Raw genomic sequence first — 19,154 nt, forward strand, 5'->3', positions numbered from 1 at the left:
AGGCTTAATGCGCTTGTTTTCGGTTATACTGTCGCCCGACACGTTCACAAACCAAGAATCCTACCATGTTGAAAAAATTGTTGAAATGGCTGGCCGTATTTTTGACGGCATTTGCCGCCGTGGTTGCCGCATTGTTGTTTGTTCCGAAAAACAACGGCAAACCATACCGTATTACCGTTGCTAAGAATCAAGGTATCTCTTCCGTCAGCCGTAAACTGGCTCAAGACGGCATTGTTTATAACCGTTATGTGCTGGTAGCCGCCGCATATGTGATGGGCGTGCACAACCAACTCAATGCCGGCTCTTACCGCCTGTCTGCCAAAGTATCGGCTTGGGACATTTTAAAACGCATTAAAAAAGGCCGCCCTGATTCAGTCAGCGTGCAAATTCTAGAGGGCGCGCGGTTTGCCCAAATGCGCCGTATTATCGACAACACTGCCGATATTGCCCATGATACGCGCGGTTGGAGCGATGAAAAACTGATGGCCGAAGTGGCGCCCGACGCCTTGAGCAGCAATCCCGAAGGACAGTTTTTCCCGGATAGTTACGAAATTGATGCCGGCGGCAGCGATCTTCAAATTTACAAAATCGCCTACCGTAAAATGCGGGAAAACCTGCAAGAAGCATGGGACGACCGTCAAAGCGGCCTGCCTTATAAAAATCCGTATGAAATGCTGATTATGGCGAGTCTGATTGAAAAAGAAACCGCGCACGAAGACGACCGCGCCCATGTGGCCGCCGTATTCGTCAACCGCCTGAATATCGGCATGCGCCTGCAAACCGACCCGACTGTCATCTATGGTATGGGTGATGCGTATAAGGGCAGAATCCGCAAAGCCGACCTGCAACGCGATACACCTTACAATACTTATACGCGCAGCGGTTTGACGCCGACACCGATTGCGCTTCCCGGCAAGGCCGCGCTTGAGGCGGCGGGTCATCCGTCTAATGAAAAATATCTGTATTTCGTCTCAAAAATGGATGGTACGGGCCTGAGCGAGTTCAGCCATAATCTTTCTGAGCATAACGCCGCCGTACGCAAATATATTTTGAAGAAATAAACCGAATAGGCCGTCTGAAACATTTATAATCCCAGTTTCAGACGGCCTTTAGATTAACGATATCCATATGAAACCCAGATTTATTACCCTTGACGGCATAGACGGCGCAGGCAAATCCACCAACCTCGCCGTAATGAAAGCATGGTTTGAAAAACACAAGCTGCCCGTATTGTTTACGCGCGAACCGGGAGGCACGCCTGCCGGAGAAGCATTGCGCGAAATCCTGCTCAACCCTGCCACCCAAGTCAGCCTGCGCACCGAAACCCTGCTGATGTTTGCCGCCAGACAGCAACACTTGGAAACTGTCATTCTGCCTGCCCTGAAAAACGGCACGCATGTCGTTTCCGACCGCTTTACCGATGCAACGTTTGCCTATCAAGGCGGCGGACGAGGCGTTCCCTTGCAAGATATTGCCACGCTTGAGCATTGGGTGCAGGGCGATTTCCGCCCAGATTTAACCTTGCTGTTGGATGTGCCTTTGGAAGTGTCAATGGCGCGCATCAACCAAACGCGCGAGAAAGACCGCTTTGAACAAGAAGAAGCCGAGTTTTTCAATCGGGTGCGCGAAGTATATCTGCAACATGCTAACGAACAGCCGGAACGCTATGCCGTCATCGACAGCAGCCAAAGTCTGGACGCGGTAAAAAATCAGATTGAAACCGTGCTAGACAGTCATTTTGGATTGAATGTTTAAGTTTAAATAAAATGCCGTCTGAAAGAAGGGTAGTGTGGCGAAGAAATATTATTACAGAAGTTTTTAGACATAAAACCAAATAAAACGAAATATCAAAACAAATGTAATAAATATCGGTATGCGCCACCGAAAGAACATGATAAAATTACGGCCTCTTACAAAGTCTGTCTGTTAACAAACCGACTTTAGAAGTTTAAATGTCTGAAGCAGCCCGTTTCAGACTTGTTCGCTGTAAAATCTCTCTCTCGCAAACAGGATCGACAAATGGAAAATTCATTAAAAGAAGCCGCCCTGCAGTTCCACGAATTCCCCGTGCCGGGCAAAATCTCCGTTACCCCAACCAAATCTCTGGCTACTTCTAAAGACTTGGCGTTGGCGTACTCTCCGGGCGTAGCCGCTCCTTGTATGGAAATCCATGCCGATCCGCAAACTGCCTACAAATACACTGCCAAAGGCAATTTGGTTGCCGTGATTTCCAACGGTACCGCAGTGTTGGGTTTGGGCAACATCGGCGCATTGGCCGGCAAACCTGTTATGGAAGGCAAAGGCGTATTGTTCAAAAAATTCGCCGGTGTTGACGTATTTGACATCGAAATCGATGAAAAAGACCCGCAAAAACTGGTGGACATCATCGCTTCTTTGGAACCGACTTTCGGCGGTATCAACCTTGAAGACATCAAAGCGCCCGAGTGCTTCTACATCGAACGCGAATTGCGCAAACGCTGCAAAATCCCCGTATTCCACGACGACCAACACGGTACCGCCATCATCACTGCCGCCGCTGTGTTGAACGCTTTGCGTCATACCGGCCGTAAAATCGAAGAAGCGACTTTGGTGTGCTCCGGCGCAGGTGCGGCCGCGATTGCCTGCTTGAACCAATTGCTGGATTTGGGTCTGAAACGCGAAAACGTGACCGTTTGCGACTCCAAAGGCGTGATTTACAAAACCCGTGAAGACAAAGACCGTATGGACGAGTCCAAACAGTTCTATGCCATTGAAGACAACGGCCAACGCGTATTGGCCGATGCCGTTAAAGGTAAAGACATCTTCTTGGGTCTGTCCGGTGCAAACCTGCTGACGCCTGAAATGCTGAACACCATGAACGAAAAACCAATCGTGTTCGCCATGGCAAACCCGAATCCGGAAATCCTGCCTCCATTGGCAAAAGAAACCCGTCCGGATGTGGTCATCGGTACAGGCCGTTCAGACTTCCCGAACCAAGTGAACAACGTATTGTGCTTCCCATTCATCTTCCGTGGCGCATTGGATGTCGGCGCGACCACCATCAACGAAGAAATGAAACGCGCGTGCGTGTATGCTTTGGCTGATTTGGCGATGGAAGAGGTAACTGAAGAAGTGGTTGCCGCTTACGGTAAGAAATTTGAATTCGGTGCGGAATACCTGATTCCTACCCCATTCGATTCCCGCCTGTTGCCTCGCGTTGCTACGGCTACTGCTAAAGCGGCAATGGAAAGCGGCGTGGCTACCCGTCCAATCGCTGATTTGGATGCGTATGCTGCTAAACTGGCCGGTTTGAAATTGTAATCCGGTAAGTAGTATTTGATTGAAAATGCCGTCTGAAAGTTGTATTTCAGACGGCATTTTTGTTTATTGGGTATTTTATAGAGGGTTTAATGAAACGGCTGGAATGATGAACATGGTAAGCTGCCGATTCAAAATGGGCGTGGAAATATAAATTGCTTTCTAAGATAGGTTGCTTATTTTTGAGCTGCTTTGATTTTGCAGAATTGGTATGGGTTTTAAATACAACATTTTTGCCAGTCTTTAAAAAAACATCAGGCCGTCTGAAATTGGGTTTTTATACGGCCTGAGTGAATGAAACGGTTTATTTTTGCCAATAGGTTTTGACGTTGACGAATTCGTACAGTCCGAATTCGGATAGCTCCCGTCCGTAGCCTGAAGCTTTGACGCCGCCAAAGGGGAGGCGCAAGTCGCTGCTGGTGTGGCGGTTGATAAAGACAGAGCCTGCTTGGATTTTTTCGGCGTATTTCCATGCACTTGCCGTGTCGGCTGTGTAGATACAGGCGCCGAGGCCGAAAGGTGTGTCATTGGCAAGCGCAACGGCGTGATCCGGATTGTCGGCGCGTAAGATCATGGCAACCGGGCCGAAGACTTCTTCATGCCAAACGCGGCAGTTTGGATTGACTCGATCCAAGACGGTAGCCGGGTAAAACCAGCTTTGTCCATCAGGAATATAGCCGCCGATCAAACATTGCGCGCCGTGTGCAACCGCATCTTGAACCTGCTCATGCACGTTTTGGCGCAGGTCTTGGCGGTGAAGCGGGGCAAGGGTGGTATTTGGGTCTTTAGGATTGCCGGTTTGCAGTTTGGCGCACTCGGCAAGGAAGAGCGGGATAAATTGTTCGGCAATATCTTGGGTAATAATGATGCGTTTGGCGGCGTTGCAGGATTGTCCGGCATCACGGAAGCGTGAATAGCAGGCGTCGATGGCGGCGCGTTGGAGATCGGCATCGGGCAGGATGATAAACGGATTGCTGCCGCCCAGTTCAAGGACGGTTTTTTTCAGATGTTTGCCTGCATGGGCGGCCAGCAGGCGGCCGGTATGGGTCGAACCGGTGAATGCCATGGCATCGGTATCTTCGATGGCTTTAAGCGTGTCTTCATGGTTTAACCATGCGTCGATAAGCGGCAAACCTTTGGGGACGAGGCTGAAGAGGGTTTCGCTGACGCGGGCGACACTGGGCGCAGGTTTGACCGCACAGGCATTGCCGGCGCACAGGGCAGGGATGGCAAATCGTAAAATCTGCCAAACAGGATAGTTCCACGGCATGACTGCCAAAACAACACCCAAAGGCTCAAAGCGGACTTGGCTGAGGCTGGCTTGGGTAGCAATGGTTTTATGGGAGAGAAGTTCGGGCGCAAGGCGGACGTAGTAGCGGATAAGCTCGATGGATTTGCTGATTTCGGCGCGGCATTCGTGCAGGCAGCGGCCGACTTCTTCGCACACCATTTCGGCGAGGCGTTCTTGGTTTTGGGTCAGGCTGTCGGCAAATTGCTGTAAGAGGGCGGTGCGCTCGATAATGCTTGATTGTGAGAAGGTTTGCTGAAGGGTTTGGAGGCGGTTTAATTCGTCGGTAAATTTGGTGTAGCTTTGTGCCGGTCGGTGGCAAATGGTTTCACCGGTAAAGACATGGGTGCTGTGAAACATGGTTGGGCTCCTTTGTTTTTATGTTTTTATGAGGCCGTCTGAAAATGTTTCAGACGGCCTTTTATTGTGATGATTGTACTTCAAGCGACCAGTTGGGGAAAAATAGATTTTAAGCCGGCAACAATAATCTCTACGGAAATGGCGGCAAGCATCATGCCCATGATGCGGTTGAGGATGGTCAGGCCGGTCGTGCCCAAGCGTTTGCTGATGCGTCCGGCAACGATCAGGATGAGATAGCAAATCAGGCTGACCAGAAAGCCGGAGATGATAATCAGGGCAATATCGCTGTAATTTTTGGCGGCAGAGGAGTAAATGATAACAGTAGAAATACCGCCGGGACCGATGGTAATCGGAATGGCAATGGGGACGACGGCAATGGCTTTTTCATTGCGGCGGACTTGTTGCGCATGGTGATGCTCTTCTGAATTGGGGTCGATTTTGGGCTTGGCCGGATTGTCGTTGCCGTTCATCAAGGAGATGGCAATCAGTAAAACCAAAATGCCGCCGCCGACTTGGAAAGAGCCTACGCTGATGCCGAGTACTTTCAATAAGATACCGCCGCTCAGTGCAAAGACGACAATCACGATAAAAACGGCCAGTGCGGCAGTACGCGCAATTCTGCGTTTTTCTTTGGTGCTGTGGTCTTGCGTCAGGTCAAGATAAATCGAGAGCGCGCTGAAGGGGTTGATCAATACAAGAAGTGCAACGAGAAGTTTGCCGATTTCTACACCTAATTCCATATTATTCCTTGCTTTCAGTCAGGTCGTCGTTGTCCATATTACGGCGGCGGAGGTTTTTATGTTCGTTGGCGATACCCATCAACAGGGCGAGCACCACCATGATGGAAAGCGTAGCCGTACCGCCGTAGCTGACCAAGGGAAGGGGGACGCCGACAACGGGTAAAATACCGCTGACCATGCCCATGTTTACAAAGGCGTAGCAGAAAAAGGTCATGGTCAATGCGCCTGACAAAGTACGGCTGTAAAGGGATTGCGCTTGTGCGGCAATCCACAATCCGCGTGCCAAAATGATAAGGTAAACCAGCAGTAAAAGGATATTGCCGATCAGGCCGAACTCTTCGCCGAATACTGCGAAAATAAAGTCAGTCGTTGATTCGGGAATGTAGTCCAAATGGGTTTGCGTGCCGTTGAGCCAGCCCTTACCCCATACGCCGCCCGAGCCGATGGCAATCATGGATTGGATGATGTGGTAGCCTGCGCCTAATGGGTCTTTGGTTGGGTCAAGCAGGGTGAGGACGCGGGTTTTCTGGTAGTCGTGCATACCGTAGTTCCATAAGAGAGGCAGGGCGGCCACAAAGGCAATAATGGCGGCAAAAATGGCTTTCCAGGGCAATCCGGCAAAAAAGATGACAAAAATGCCCGAAGCCATAATCAGCGCGGCCGTACCGAGGTCGGGCTGCTTCAAAATCAGGGCGACAGGAACAAGAATCAGTACGAGGGCGACAATATAATGTATCCATTTCAGACGGCCTTCATAGCGTTGGAAATACCACGCGACAGTCATGGGAATACCGATTTTCATGATTTCGGAAGGTTGGATACGGGTAAAGCCGAGGCTCAGCCAACGGGTCGAACCGTTTACGGTAACGCCGGCAACTTCGACGCCAATCAGCAGCAATACGCCGACGATATAAACAGGCAGGGCAACTCTGGCGGCCGTTTGCGGCTTGAATACGGCAATAATCCATAACAGGGCAAAGCCCAAAACGGTATGGATGGTTTTGTTTTCCAATTGGCCGAACTCTTGCCCGTCTGCAGAATAGAGCAGGAATAGGCTCATGATGTAGATGGCGAGCATGGCAAAAAACAGCCAAGGGTCAATCGGGGCTGCAATGGTGGATTTGAACGTTTTCCACGCTGATGTGTTATTCATGGTGAACCTCCGGCTGTGAGGCAGGGTTTGTCGGCGTCAGTCCGTAGGCAGATTGGAAAATGTTGGTAATAGGCTGATGTTTATCAGTTTTTTCAGTTTGGGTCAAATCTGTTTCAAGGCCGTCTGAAAACTGTTGCGGCTTGACGTGAAGCATATAAAAATCAGTCATTTCACGGGCCAATGGCGCGGCATACGCACCCCAGCCGCCGTTTTCCAAAATAACGGCAATGGCGATTTCAGGTTTTTCCAATGGCGCAAACGAGATAAACCATGCGTGGTCGCGGTGTTGTTCGCGCAGGGCTGCGGCATTGTAGCGGCCGCCCTGTTTGATTTGTACGACTTGGGCCGTACCGGTTTTACCGCCCATTGTGTAAGCGAGTCCGCCACCGATACGGTGTGCCGTACCGCCCGGTTTCAATACTTTCTCCATTGCGCGTTTGACGTATTCGAAGTTGTCGGTTTTAAACGGAATTTGACGCTCGGGATTAGGATTGATACGGGTAATTTTGCGCGCGCCGAAATCCAATATTTCTTTGACCAAATGCGGCTGATGGACAACACCGTTGTTGGCCAGAGATGCTGTCGCATGTGCCATTTGCAAAGGCGTGTAGGCATTGTAGCCTTGGCCGATACTGACGGAAACCATCTCGCCGGCACGCCATTCTTTGGCAGTCGGGTCGGAAGATTTGGCAAAGCGTTTGGCTTTCCATTCACGGCTGGGCAAAACGCCTACATATTCACTAGGCAGGTCAATACCGGTTTTTTGACCGAAACCGAATTGCGCCAGATACGGAGAGGCTTTGTCGATACCCATTTCGTAACCCAAGCGGTAGAAGAAGGTATCTGAGGATACTTGAATGGCTTTGCTCAAGTTGGCCGAGCCGTGACCGCTGCGGACAGAGTCGCGGAAAATATGGCGGCTGCCGGGTATGCTCCATGCGCCGGGAGCGGGGACGATGGTGCTTTGAGTGATCTTACCGCTTTCCAACAAAGCCATGCCCATAAAGGGTTTGAATGTAGAGCCAGGCGGATAGAGACCTTGGGTAACGCGGTTGATCAAAGGCTTTTTCCAATCGTCATTCAGCATTTTCCAAGTATCGCTGTCGATGCCGTCAATAAAGAGGTTGGGATCGAAGGAAGGCTTGGAAACAAAAGCCAATACGGTACCGTCTTGCGGATTGATGGCCACCAATGCGCCACGGCGGTCGCCCAAGATTCGGTCGGCTTCCTGCTGCATACGGATATCCATTCCTAGGCGCAAGGTTTGCCCCATTTTGGACGGGACATTTTTCAATACACGGACGATATTGCCGTAAGCGTCTTTTTCGACTTCTTGATAGCCTGGAACGCCATGAAGCTGGTGTTCGTAATATTTTTCCAAGCCGGATTTGCCGATATGCGTACTGCCGCGGTAGAGGGCGGTCAGGCCTTCTTCTTCCAGCATTTCTTTGTCTTTATCGCTTATACGGCCGATGTAGCCTAAAAAATGGGAAGTCAGCTTGCCGTAAGGATATTCGCGGAATGTGCGTGAATTGACCTCTACGCCTTTGAATTCGCGCAGATGCACGGACAAACGCGCAGCCTCTTCATCGGTCAGCCTGAGCTTGAGCGGGATGTTTTCAAATTTTCGATAGCTTTCGCGGTATTTTTTGAAGCGTTTTAAATCTGTCGGCGTGATATCGACGTATTTTTTCAATGCTTCAATGACATCTTCCATCTTGCCTTCGATGCGGCTGGGAATAACTTCAAGCGAAAAGACAGGATAGTTTTTGGCCAAAGGAACGCCGTTGATGTCGACGATTTCGCCGCGTACGGGCGGTGTTGGAATCAGGGTGATGCGGTTGCTCGACGCCTGACCGGAAAACTCATTGTGTTGAGTCACTTGCAGGTAGAAGAACCGCGCCAGCAAGATGGAAAAGAAGATGACAATCAGGATAAAAGCAACGAGCAGGCGTAATAGGGCATCGGCTTGTGCTGCCTGAGCGGAAGGTTTTTGGGTATGTTGACCACCGGAAAGACGGCGTGGAAGAATCGGTTTCATCTTTTCAGTGGGAGCGGTAAATACGGGTCACGATCAGCATCAGCTGGCTGAGTATCGGCCAAAGCAGTGCGCCGACAAATGGGGCAACAAAGCCTTGCAAAGTGATGACCTGATGATTGAGGAACAGACGGGCAGCAGTTAAAACGGCCTGATTGAGCAACAACGCAGCCAAGACAGCGGCCAATTGTATAATGTGGCCGTACAGCATGATTTGGCGGCGTCGGTTTAAGATGAAATAAGTCATCACAACGTAAGACAGGGCGTGCAAGCCCAAAGTCGCGGCGGTTGCGGCATCGACAATCAGACCGATGGCAAAAGCCATTCCCATGCCTGCGCGTTGCGGCTGGTGTAATGTCCAATACAGCAACATCAGTGCCGTCATTTCAGGCAGCCAGAAGAATCCGTCAAAGGAAAATGGCATAAAGTCCAGTATCATCATCACGATGAGACTGGCCGCCATGATGTGCAGCGGTACTGCACGGTAAGAATCGTCAAAATCGTTCATGAAATCAGCGTGGGGAAGAAGGGGCGGAAGAAAGTACCAAGACAAAACGGCTGCTGCGTAAAGCGGCCAAAGGCGTCAGTTGCGTATCGTAATAAGGCGTTCCCGATGCACGGACAACCTTGCTGACGTTTGCAACGGGAATCCCCGCCGGATAAGTACCGTCCAAGCCGGAAGTCAGCAGAACATCGCCGGGTTTCAAGTCCGAGCCGGTTGGGAAATAGCGTAAATCCAAACCGCTGCCATTGCCGTATGCCAAATTACGTTCGCCGGTGCGGCCGACGGCTATGGGGACAATGCTTTGTCCGCTTGAGATCAGCTCGATTTCCGCGCTTTGTGTATGGACTTGTGTCAACAGGCCGATCAAACCGCTTTGATCGATGACCGCATCGCCAACTTTCAAGCCGTCTTGACTGCCTTTGCCGATAATCAGTCTTTCGGAAAGCGGATCTTTGCCATTGGAAATGACTTCCGCGCCGATAACATTGTGGATGCCTTTTTGTTGCAAACTGTACAGTTTTTTCAATTCGCGCAATTCATCGGTATTGACTTTATTCCGCTGCAAATCGATTTTCAGACGGCCATTTTCTTCCAAAAGCCGGCGGTTTTGTTCCAAAAGCTCGGATTTGGACTGGGAGAGGTCGGCAAAATATTGATAAAGTTGAACGGGTTGATTGGCCAGCCATTGAACAGGATAGAGCATAGGCATTACTGCCGCGCGCACGGGCTGCATCAATGAAAAGCGATAATCGGCCACCATCAGACCGGCCGCCAGGGCGACATAAACGACAAAACGAGGCAACAGCTTAGGGCCTTTTGCCTCGTCAAAGCGCAAAGAAGAGCGTTCCATAGCCATCTACCTTATGGGTTTTCCGTAAACACGGTATCCCATTTGCCGATATAGTCCAAAGCCTTACCGGCACCATAGGCGACGCAGTTCAGAGGCTGGTCGGCAATGCCGACGGGCAGTCCGGTTGCATCGGCCAAGACGGTATCGATACCGTGCAGAAGTGCACCGCCGCCGGTCAGCATAATGCCGCGGTCGGCGATGTCGCCGGCCAGTTCGGGCGGAGCTTGTTCCAAAGCCAGACGGACGGCGCGGATGATTTGATTTACCGTTTCACTCAATGCTTCACGGATTTCATTTGACGTAACCGCCAAGGATTTGGGCGTACCTTCGGCCAGATCGCGGCCTTTAATGCGCATGGCTGTTTCGGTTTCAAAGCCCGAGGCCGAGCCGATTTGTTTCTTCAATTCTTCTGCCGTCGCTTCACCGATTAAGACACCGCGATGACGGCGTAGGTAATGGATGATGCTTTTATCGAATTCGTCGCCGGCTGCGCGGACAGAAGCGGAATAGGCCATACCGCCCAGTGAAAGAATACCGATTTCAGTCGTACCGCCGCCAATATCGACAATCATCGAACCTGCCGCATCTTCAATCGGCAAGCCTGCGCCCAAAGCGGCGGCCATAGGTTCTTCAATCAAATGCACGCTTGCCGCGCCGGCAGCAAACGCAGAATCCAAAATCGCTTTACGTTCCACTTGGGTAGAGCCGCCCGGAACACAGATAACCACACGGGGCGGAACCAAAGACCGTCCTTCGGTGGCTTTTTTAATCAACATACCCAGCATACGCTCGGTAATCACAAAATCGGCAATCACGCCGTCCCTCATCGGACGGACGATTTCAATATTGCGCGGCGCACGGCCCTGCATTTTTTTGGCTTCCGTACCAACCGCCATGATTTTACTTTTATTGCCCGCTCCGGATTGAATCGCAACCATGGACGGCTCATCCAAAACAATCCCTTTGCCGCGTACAAAAATCAACGTGTTGGCCGTGCCCAAGTCGATGGCAATATCATTAGAAAGAAAACGAGATAAAAGACGAAACATAGGATACCTGAAATTCCGGCCCAGCCCGGATGTGTTTAGCGTTATTTAAAATAAGAAAAACAGGTACACGGTTTAAGACGGATAAATGCGCACTGAAAAGGCCGTCTGAATCAAAACACCATGCCAACCTGTTTGGTTTTCGGTTATAATTCTTCGCTTCATAGAAGACGAAATGCAATGATACCCCAAACCCAAGGTGCATTGCTATCAGACAAGGATTTTTTATGGCTTTAAGCTTAAATGATGTGGAAAAAATCGCAAAACTCTCGCGCCTCACTTTAACGGACGAAGAAAAAAACAAAACGCTTGCCGAGTTGAACGACATTTTCGCCATGGTTGAAAACATGCAAAGCGTCAATACCGACGGCATCGAACCCATGGCGCATCCGCACGAAGCCGCTTTACGCCTGCGCGAAGATAAAGTGACTGAAACCGATCATGCTGCAGAATATCAGGCGGTTGCCCCCGAAGTGCGCAATCGTCTGTATATCGTTCCTCAAGTGATTGAAGAATAAGGTTTCAGACGGCCTTTGCTTATCGGCAAGCCCCTATTGCAAGGCCGTCTGAAAGGATACTTTGTTCAGACGGCCCGATTTATTGATTTAAACGGATGTTTTCAATATCTGTTTTGAAAGCAAAAACTGTTTTATAGAAAGTACGGCACAATGACCGCTTACACGCTCAAACAAGCCAGCAGCCTGCTGCAATCCAAACAAATTTCCGCAGTCGAATTGGCGACCGAATATTTGGCCGCTATTGCTGCGAAAAACCCTGCCATCAACGGCTATGTAACCATCGATCAAGATAAGACCCTTGCTGAAGCCAAAGCAGCCGATGCGCGTATCGCGGCCGGTAATGCAACGGCTTTGACCGGTGTGCCGGTTGCTTACAAAGATATTTTCTGTCAAACAGGTTGGCGCAGTGCATGCAGTTCCAAAATGTTGGATAACTTTGTTTCCCCTTATACTGCCACTGTGGTGCAAAATCTGTTGGATGCCGGCATGGTTACTCTCGGCCGTACCAATATGGACGAATTTGCCATGGGCTCGACCAATGAGACTTCGTTCTACGGCGCAACCAAAAACCCATGGAATCTTGAGCATGTTCCCGGCGGTTCGTCAGGCGGTTCGGCTGCTGTAATTGCTGCGCGTTTGGCACCGGCTGCGTTGGGTTCGGATACCGGCGGTTCTATCCGTCAGCCTGCATCGCATTGCGGTATTACCGGTATCAAGCCGACTTACGGTACGGTTTCACGTTTCGGTATGGTTGCTTATGCTTCCAGCTTCGACCAAGCCGGCCCTATGGCGCAAACAGCCGAAGACTGCGCGATTTTGTTGAATGCCATGGCCAGCTTTGACGAGCGCGATTCCACCAGTTTGGAGCGCGACAAAGAAGACTACACCCGTGATTTGGACAAGCCGCTCAAAGGGTTGAAAATCGGTTTGCCTAAAGAGTATTTTGGCGAAGGCGCGGATGCCGATGTTCAGACGGCCTTGCAAAACGTGATTGATTTGCTCAAAGTACAAGGAGCGGAGACTGTTGAAGTTTCCCTGCCGCAAACATCATTGTCGATTCCCGCTTATTACGTTCTCGCCTCCGCTGAAGCAAGTACCAACTTGTCCCGTTTCGACGGCGTACGTTATGGTCATCGTGCAGCGCAATTCGGCGATTTGGAAGAAATGTACAGCAACACCCGTGCCGAAGGTTTCGGCAGCGAGGTCAAACGCCGTATCATGATCGGTACTTATGTATTGAGCCATGGTTACTACGATGCTTATTACCTGAAAGCGCAAAAACTGCGCCGTCTGGTTGCCAATGATTTTCAGACGGCCTTTGGTCAATGTGATTTCATTTTGGCACCGACTGCACCGACTGCCGCGCCGAAACTCGGCAGCGACATTCACGACCCTGTGCAAATGTACTTGTCCGATATTTACACCATCGCCGTGAACCTTGCCGGTTTGCCTGCGCTGACCTTGCCTGCCGGTTTCAGCGCAAACGGTCTGCCGATTGGTGTGCAATTTATCGGTAACTATTTCTCCGAAGCCAAAATTTTGGGTGCCGCACATCAAGTTCAACTGAACAGCGATTGGCATACTAAAGCACCGGAATAATGTTTTAGAGCCTTGATGGATTCAAGGCCGTCTGAAAATAAACCATAAAAAGCGCCTGAATCATTTAGGCGCTGCAAATTATAGATATTTAAAAAACATGACAACCACCGACTTCATCCAAATCATTGGGACAGCCGCGTTTGCTATTTCCGGCTATTTGGTCGGCTACAACAAGCGATTGGATGTGCTCGGTGTCGTCATTACCGCGTTACTGACGGCTGTCGGCGGCGGCATGATACGCGACGGCTTGGTCGGCCGGATTCCGCAGGTGTTTTTGCAAACCGATGCGCTGATTGTTGTGTTTGCCACACTGGCCATTGCATGGTTGGTCAGGGTGCAACGCTATCGCAGCACCTACTTGGCCGCTGCCTTTATTATTGCCGATGCCGTCGGTTTGGCAGCGTTCAGTATTACCGGCGCACAAATCGGTATGGCTTTGCAGCTTAATCTGTTCGGCGTTATTTCTTTGGCTTTTGTGACTGCTGTTGGAGGCGGTATTGCGCGCGATATTTTGGTCAATGACGTGCCGATGATTTTGCGTACCGACCTTTACGGCAGCGTGGCCATTTTGATTGGCGGACTGATTTATCTGTTCGGGCGTTTGGGCTGGATTAATATTTTTACGTTAAACCTGCTCTTTGCCGGCGGCTTGTTGTTTCGCCTGACTGCATACCGGTTCCATTGGCAACTGCCCGGTTTCCAACGCCGCAGGAAATAAACTTATCTTACAGACGGCCTGTTATGTTTTTTATTCAGGCCGTCTGAAAAACGAATCATTCATTTAACCGATTAACTTTTTTTTCGACAGAAAGACCCTTATGACTTGGGAAACCGTAATCGGACTGGAAATCCACGTCCAACTCAACACCCAATCCAAAATCTTCAGCGGCGCATCCACTGCATTCGGTGCCGAACCTAATGCCCATGCCAGCGTGGTTGAGTGTGCGTTGCCGGGCGTATTGCCGGTAATGAACCGCGAAGTCGTCGAAAAAGCCATCAAACTCGGTTTGGCTTTGGATGCGAAAATCAATCAGAAAAACGTGTTCGACCGTAAAAACTATTTCTATCCTGATTTGCCGAAAGGCTATCAAATCAGTCAGTTGGATTTACCGATTGTTGAACATGGCAAATTGGAAATCGTAGTAGGCGACGAGGTTAAAACCATCAATGTTACCCGTGCGCACATGGAAGAAGATGCGGGTAAATCCGTACATGAAGGTTTGAACGGTGCAACCGGTATCGACTTAAACCGCGCCGGTACGCCTTTATTGGAAGTTGTCTCCGAGCCTGAAATGCGTTCCGCAGCCGAAGCCGTGGCATATGCTAAAGCATTGCACGGTTTGGTAACTTGGCTGGATATTTGCGACGGCAATATGGCGGAAGGCTCGTTCCGCGTTGATGCCAACGTTTCTGTACGTCCAAAAGGTCAGGCTGAGTTCGGTACACGCCGTGAAATCAAAAACCTCAATTCTTTCCGCTTCTTGGAACAAGCCATCAATTATGAAGTGGAAGCTCAAATCGAAATTTTGGAAGACGGCGGTAAAGTACAGCAGGCAACCATGCTGTTTGACCCTGAAAAAGGTGAAACCCGTGTGATGCGTTTGAAAGAAGATGCGCACGATTACCGCTATTTCCCAGATCCAGATTTGCTGCCGGTCATTATTTCAGACGGCCAATTGCAAAAAGCCAAAGAGCAAATGCCTGAATTGCCGCATGAAATGGCGGCGCGTTTTGTTGCCGATTACGGTGTGTCTGACTATGATGCGCGCCTGTTGACTGCCAGCCGCGCCCAAGCTGCCTATTTTGAAGAAGCAGCCAAAGCCTGCGGCCAAGGTAAATTAACGGCGAACTGGATGAACGGCGAGCTTGCTGCTACTTTGAACAAAGAAGGCTTGGAATTGGCTGAAAGCCCTATTACAGCTTCACGCCTTGCCGAGTTGGTTGCTAAAGTTGCAGACGGAACATTAAGCAGCAAATTGGCGAAAAAAGCTTTTGAAGCAATGTGGGCCGAGCCTGAAGCAGGTATTGCCGAAATCATCGAAAAACATGGTTTGCAACAAATTACTGACACTGGTGCAATTGAAGCAATGGTGGACGAAGTGTTGGCAAACAATGCGAAAGCCATTGAGCAATTCCGTTCCGGCAATGAAAAAGCCTTGAATGCGATTGTCGGTCAAGTGATGAAAGCAAGTAAAGGCAAGGCTAATCCGGCTCAAGTTCAAGAGTTGATTAAAGCTAAATTAGCTTGATAGATAGGACAGGCCGTCTGAAAAATAGGTCTTATTTTTCAGACGGCCTTTATTTTTGATTCTAAAACTATTCTAAAACTATTCTAAAAATACCATGACACATACCATTACCTTACCAGATCAAACTACATTTACGGCGAATGAGGACGAAACGGTTCTTGCTGCCGCAACCCGTCAGAATTTAAATTTGCCTCATTCTTGCAAAAGCGGTGCCTGCGGGCAGTGTAAGGCCGAGTTGATTAGTGGCGAATTTGAAATGGGCAAGCATATTGATAAAGCCATCAGTGAAGAAGAAAAAGCGCAGGGCAAAGTGTTATTGTGCTGTACCACTGCGAAGAGCGACCTCAAAATTAATGTGCCGGGTTTTAATCAAAATGCTTTGCCGGTACGCACATTGCCGGCACGTATTGAAAACATTGAAATCAAACACGATGTTGCTTTACTCAAACTGGCTTTGCCTAAAGCGCCGCCATTTGCATTTTATGCCGGGCAATATATTGATTTGCTGCTTCCCGGTAATATCAGCCGCAGCTATTCAATTGCCAATTCGCCTGATCAAGAAGGCATTTTGGAACTGCATATCCGCAAACGTGAAAACGGCGTATGCTCAGAAATGATTTTTGGTGCAGAGCCTAAAATCAAAGAGAAAGGCATTGTCCGTGTCAAAGGGCCATTGGGTACATTCACTTTGCAACAAGACAGCAATAAACCGATGATTTTGTTGGCAACGGGTACAGGTTATGCCCCTATTCGCAGTATTTTACTTGATTTGATTCGTCAGAATAGCGAGCGTCAGGTTCATTTTTACTGGGGGGCACGTCAACAGGCGGATCTGTACGCATTGGAAGAAGTCGAAGCATTAATAGGCCGTCTGAAAAATGCGAAATTCTCGCCGGTTCTTTCTAAGCCTGATTCCGAGTGGAAAGGGGAGAATGGCTATGTGCAAGATGTTGCTGCACAAAATTATCCTGATTTGGGCCAATATGAAGTTTATGCTTGCGGATCACCAGAGATGACCGAAAGTGCACATGGTTTACTGACTCAAAAATGCGCTTTACCGGAAGATGCCTTTTTCTGTGATGCTTTTTCACCGGCATAGGAATATATTTTACGGAATTCATATGTTTGAATATGGATGTTAAGAGTAGAGTCTGACGGTAATCCATTTGAGAAAGAGGGTGTTTTTACACACTCTCTTTTCTATATAGTAATTTTCAAAAAAATATTTTTATCTTTAAGTAAAGACCATTCTGTTTGTCATCAAACATTAACTTGATTATCTATCATCAAGAAAAAGGCCGTCTGAATCTTTCAGACGGCCTTTGTTTTAAAGCTAATATTAGCTACCAATCAGTTTCAAACGTTGACCGGGAGATACGGTACGAGTATTACGGTTCCAACGGCGGATATCGTTAATATCAACATTGAAACGGCTGGCGATGGTGTTCAGGGTATCGCCTTTACGTACAGTGTAGGAAACGTTTTGAACCGGGTTGCTGCGGACTTTTGCCGGAGCGGCTGTAACACGGAGGATTTGGCCTTTTTTGATATTGTTGCCTTTGATATTGTTGGCAATAATCAAATCGGCTACGCTCAGGTTATAGCGTTTTGAGATGTTAAACAACGTATCGCCATCTTCCACACGGTGTGTACCTGCTTCAAGTGCTACAGTTTGTGTGTTTTGCTGACCGCCTATACGGGCAAGGCGTGCATTGATACGGTGTTGTTGTTTAGCCATATTGGCTGCGATGCGTGCCGTGCGTGCGCTTTCGGCGGTAACAACAGTTTGAACTTGTTTGTTCTCCGGTGTGGCTTCAGCAACAGTCGCTGCAGGTTCCTCCGCAGGTTGGCTTTGTACTAAAGCCATCAGGTCATCATGCTCTTCTTGAACCGGCGCAGCAGCAACAGATTCAACTGCTGGAGCAGGGGCTGCATCGTTTGCGGCAACAGTCGGTACGGTCAAGTCTGCAGGGATGGCTGATTTGGGCGCTTCTGCAATATTTTTAGCAACGGTCTCAGTAGTCGCATGGGTCATGGCTGCAACTGGAGCGGCCACTTCCGCATTTGCAACTTGAGGTTGGGCTTTAGTTTCTGTTACCGCTACTGAAGTAACGTTTTCAGCTTTGCTACGTGCAATAAAGTCAACCGGTTTGCTGGATTGTGGAACAACAGGTGCAACAATATCGGTAACCTTGGTTTGGGCAACTTTAACCGGTTCTACTGCGTTAGAAGCAATAATCGGAGACATGGCCGGCATATTGGATTGGTAAGTATCCGGCGTATTGTCTTTATCGATGAAGTTAATGATGTCCTGGCTTTGGCTTGCTGAATTTTTAGCCACCAAAATGCTACGGCCTTCAGAAACGGCGCTACCGCTAAGGCCATTGAGGCGTTTGAGTTCGGCTACGCTCATACCGGTATCGTTGGCAATGGCATTCAGTTTTTTGTTGCCCAAAGAAGTATAAATATCCCAAGACATCAGGGTATCCGGGTTAGCATTGCGGTAGTTCTTTTCAAATGTGGAAACCGCAGAAACCGGTAACAACAGGCGACGGTTATTTTTAGGGATGAATACTGGAGCATTGAAACCTGGGTTGAGTGCCAACAGTTCGCTTTCGCTGATATTTGCAAAGCGAGCAATTGTGCTGTTATCGATAGGTTTGTCGATGCTGACAGATTTGAAATACGGCTGATTGCTGATTTCACTGATATTCATGCCAAAAGTTTGTGGATTGGCAACGATATTACGGACAGCCAAGAGTTTTGGAACGTAGTTGCGTGTTTCGTTCGGCATACGCAGGTTTTCGTATGTCGGCTCCAAACCTTGCGCGCGGGCACGGTTTACGGCGCGACCGACGTTACCTTCCCCCCAGTTGTAAGCGGCAAGGGCCAAAGACCAGTCGCCGAACATACCGTGCAAGTATTGCAGGTAGTTCAATGCAGCATCGGTAGCGGCGTAAATATCGTGGCGGCCGTCATACAAAGGCGTTTTTTCCAAGCCGAAGTGGCGGCCGGTAGCCGGCATAAATTGCCACAGGCCGGATGCGCCGACGTGTGATTTGGCTTTGGTTACGAATGCGCTTTCAATGAAAGGCAGCAAAGCAATTTCGGCGGGCATATTGCGTTTTTTAACTTCATTGGCAATATGGTACATATAAGGTTTGCTGCGGGAGATGGTGCGGTCGAAATATGCGCTGTTTGCAGCAAATTTGTTTTCATGGCGGCGAACCAGTTCTGTGTTGACTTCGTTGATGCGGAAGTCTTTACGCAACGATGCCCATAAGCTGCCGGAGCCAAAAGTTTGTGCTTTGGCTTGGTCGAGCAGGGCGGAGTTGAGGCGCATCATGGCCATGCCGACTTGGTTAGGTGTAGCGTTTTGCGCATAGGCTGTGGCGGAAACCGCCGACAGGCTTGAAACGGTCAGAGCGATGGTTTTTAGTTTTGCCATAGTAAATAAAGTTATCAAATATATAATAAAATTTCGTCTTTTTGATAGTATCGTTTCAGCATT

At 49.3% G+C, this 19,154-nt stretch carries 16 protein-coding genes; 8 read left to right on the forward strand and 8 right to left on the reverse strand.

Annotated elements, in window-relative coordinates:
- Positions 1-65: 65 nt before the first annotated feature.
- The 3 genes from mltG to BBP27_RS01940 all read left to right on the forward strand — a co-directional run bounded on the left by mltG (position 66) and on the right by BBP27_RS01940 (position 3,300).
- Positions 66-1,061, forward strand: coding sequence for an endolytic transglycosylase MltG (gene mltG, locus BBP27_RS01930; protein WP_003747285.1), 996 nt, complete (start codon positions 66-68; stop codon positions 1,059-1,061).
- 67 nt (positions 1,062-1,128) lie between these two features.
- Complete coding sequence (gene tmk, locus BBP27_RS01935; RefSeq protein WP_188212179.1) at positions 1,129-1,755, forward strand: dTMP kinase; 627 nt, start codon at positions 1,129-1,131, stop codon at positions 1,753-1,755.
- 264 nt (positions 1,756-2,019) lie between these two features.
- Positions 2,020-3,300 carry a malic enzyme-like NAD(P)-binding protein gene (locus BBP27_RS01940; RefSeq protein WP_188212178.1) on the forward strand — a complete coding sequence of 427 codons (1,281 nt, stop codon included), beginning with the start codon at positions 2,020-2,022 and terminating at the stop codon, positions 3,298-3,300.
- 301 nt (positions 3,301-3,601) lie between these two features.
- Here BBP27_RS01940 and BBP27_RS01945 read toward each other — a convergent pair whose 3' ends face one another.
- The 7 genes from BBP27_RS01945 to BBP27_RS01975 all read right to left on the reverse strand — a co-directional run bounded on the left by BBP27_RS01945 (position 3,602) and on the right by BBP27_RS01975 (position 11,280).
- A complete protein-coding gene (locus BBP27_RS01945; RefSeq protein WP_188212177.1) occupies positions 3,602-4,945 on the reverse strand; it encodes an aldehyde dehydrogenase family protein in 1,344 nt (447 codons plus the stop codon).
- Between the two features lie 80 nt (positions 4,946-5,025).
- Positions 5,026-5,685 carry a MarC family protein gene (locus tag BBP27_RS01950; protein ID WP_036490425.1) on the reverse strand — a complete coding sequence of 220 codons (660 nt, stop codon included), beginning with the start codon at positions 5,683-5,685 and terminating at the stop codon, positions 5,026-5,028.
- Between the two features lies 1 nt (position 5,686).
- Positions 5,687-6,838: a rod shape-determining protein RodA gene (gene rodA, locus BBP27_RS01955; protein WP_188212176.1), complete on the reverse strand. Its 1,152-nt coding sequence runs from the start codon at positions 6,836-6,838 to the stop codon at positions 5,687-5,689.
- Positions 6,831-8,879, reverse strand: coding sequence for a penicillin-binding protein 2 (mrdA, locus tag BBP27_RS01960; protein WP_188212175.1), 2,049 nt, complete (start codon positions 8,877-8,879; stop codon positions 6,831-6,833). Before mrdA ends, rodA begins: the two co-directional genes overlap by 8 nt.
- Positions 8,880-8,883: 4 nt before the next feature.
- The gene (mreD, locus tag BBP27_RS01965; protein ID WP_188212174.1) at positions 8,884-9,384 is read right to left on the reverse strand and encodes a rod shape-determining protein MreD; all 501 of its coding nucleotides are present in this window, start codon (positions 9,382-9,384) and stop codon (positions 8,884-8,886) included.
- A gap of 4 nt (positions 9,385-9,388) precedes the next feature.
- Positions 9,389-10,231 (reverse strand): rod shape-determining protein MreC, encoded by an 843-nt coding sequence (gene mreC / locus BBP27_RS01970; RefSeq protein ID WP_188212173.1) that lies wholly within the window; start codon positions 10,229-10,231, stop codon positions 9,389-9,391.
- Positions 10,232-10,242: 11 nt separating this feature from the next.
- Positions 10,243-11,280 (reverse strand): rod shape-determining protein, encoded by a 1,038-nt coding sequence (locus BBP27_RS01975; RefSeq protein WP_039862245.1) that lies wholly within the window; start codon positions 11,278-11,280, stop codon positions 10,243-10,245.
- Positions 11,281-11,504: 224 nt separating this feature from the next.
- Here BBP27_RS01975 and gatC point away from each other — a divergent pair, with 224 nt between their 5' ends.
- The 5 genes from gatC (at position 11,505) to BBP27_RS02000 (ending at position 16,742) form a co-directional block, all read left to right on the forward strand.
- Positions 11,505-11,795, forward strand: coding sequence for an Asp-tRNA(Asn)/Glu-tRNA(Gln) amidotransferase subunit GatC (gene gatC / locus BBP27_RS01980; protein ID WP_003685110.1), 291 nt, complete (start codon positions 11,505-11,507; stop codon positions 11,793-11,795).
- 150 nt (positions 11,796-11,945) lie between these two features.
- Complete coding sequence (gene gatA, locus BBP27_RS01985; RefSeq protein ID WP_188212172.1) at positions 11,946-13,394, forward strand: Asp-tRNA(Asn)/Glu-tRNA(Gln) amidotransferase subunit GatA; 1,449 nt, start codon at positions 11,946-11,948, stop codon at positions 13,392-13,394.
- Positions 13,395-13,491: 97 nt separating this feature from the next.
- Entirely contained in the window at positions 13,492-14,112 is a 621-nt protein-coding gene (locus BBP27_RS01990; RefSeq protein WP_188212171.1) for a trimeric intracellular cation channel family protein, read from the forward strand.
- A gap of 100 nt (positions 14,113-14,212) precedes the next feature.
- Positions 14,213-15,643 (forward strand): Asp-tRNA(Asn)/Glu-tRNA(Gln) amidotransferase subunit GatB, encoded by a 1,431-nt coding sequence (gene gatB / locus BBP27_RS01995; protein ID WP_049322898.1) that lies wholly within the window; start codon positions 14,213-14,215, stop codon positions 15,641-15,643.
- Between the two features lie 94 nt (positions 15,644-15,737).
- Positions 15,738-16,742 carry a 2Fe-2S iron-sulfur cluster-binding protein gene (locus tag BBP27_RS02000; protein ID WP_188212170.1) on the forward strand — a complete coding sequence of 335 codons (1,005 nt, stop codon included), beginning with the start codon at positions 15,738-15,740 and terminating at the stop codon, positions 16,740-16,742.
- A 240-nt stretch (positions 16,743-16,982) separates the two neighbouring features.
- On the opposite strand, the gene BBP27_RS02005 is transcribed toward BBP27_RS02000, so the two are convergent.
- Positions 16,983-19,091, reverse strand: a complete 2,109-nt coding sequence (locus tag BBP27_RS02005) for a LysM peptidoglycan-binding domain-containing protein (RefSeq protein WP_188212169.1) — start codon at positions 19,089-19,091, stop codon at positions 16,983-16,985.
- Positions 19,092-19,154 lie beyond the last annotated feature (63 nt).

Source organism: Neisseria sp. RH3002v2g (assembly GCF_014596425.2).
In the GTDB taxonomy this organism is placed as follows: domain Bacteria; phylum Pseudomonadota; class Gammaproteobacteria; order Burkholderiales; family Neisseriaceae; genus Neisseria.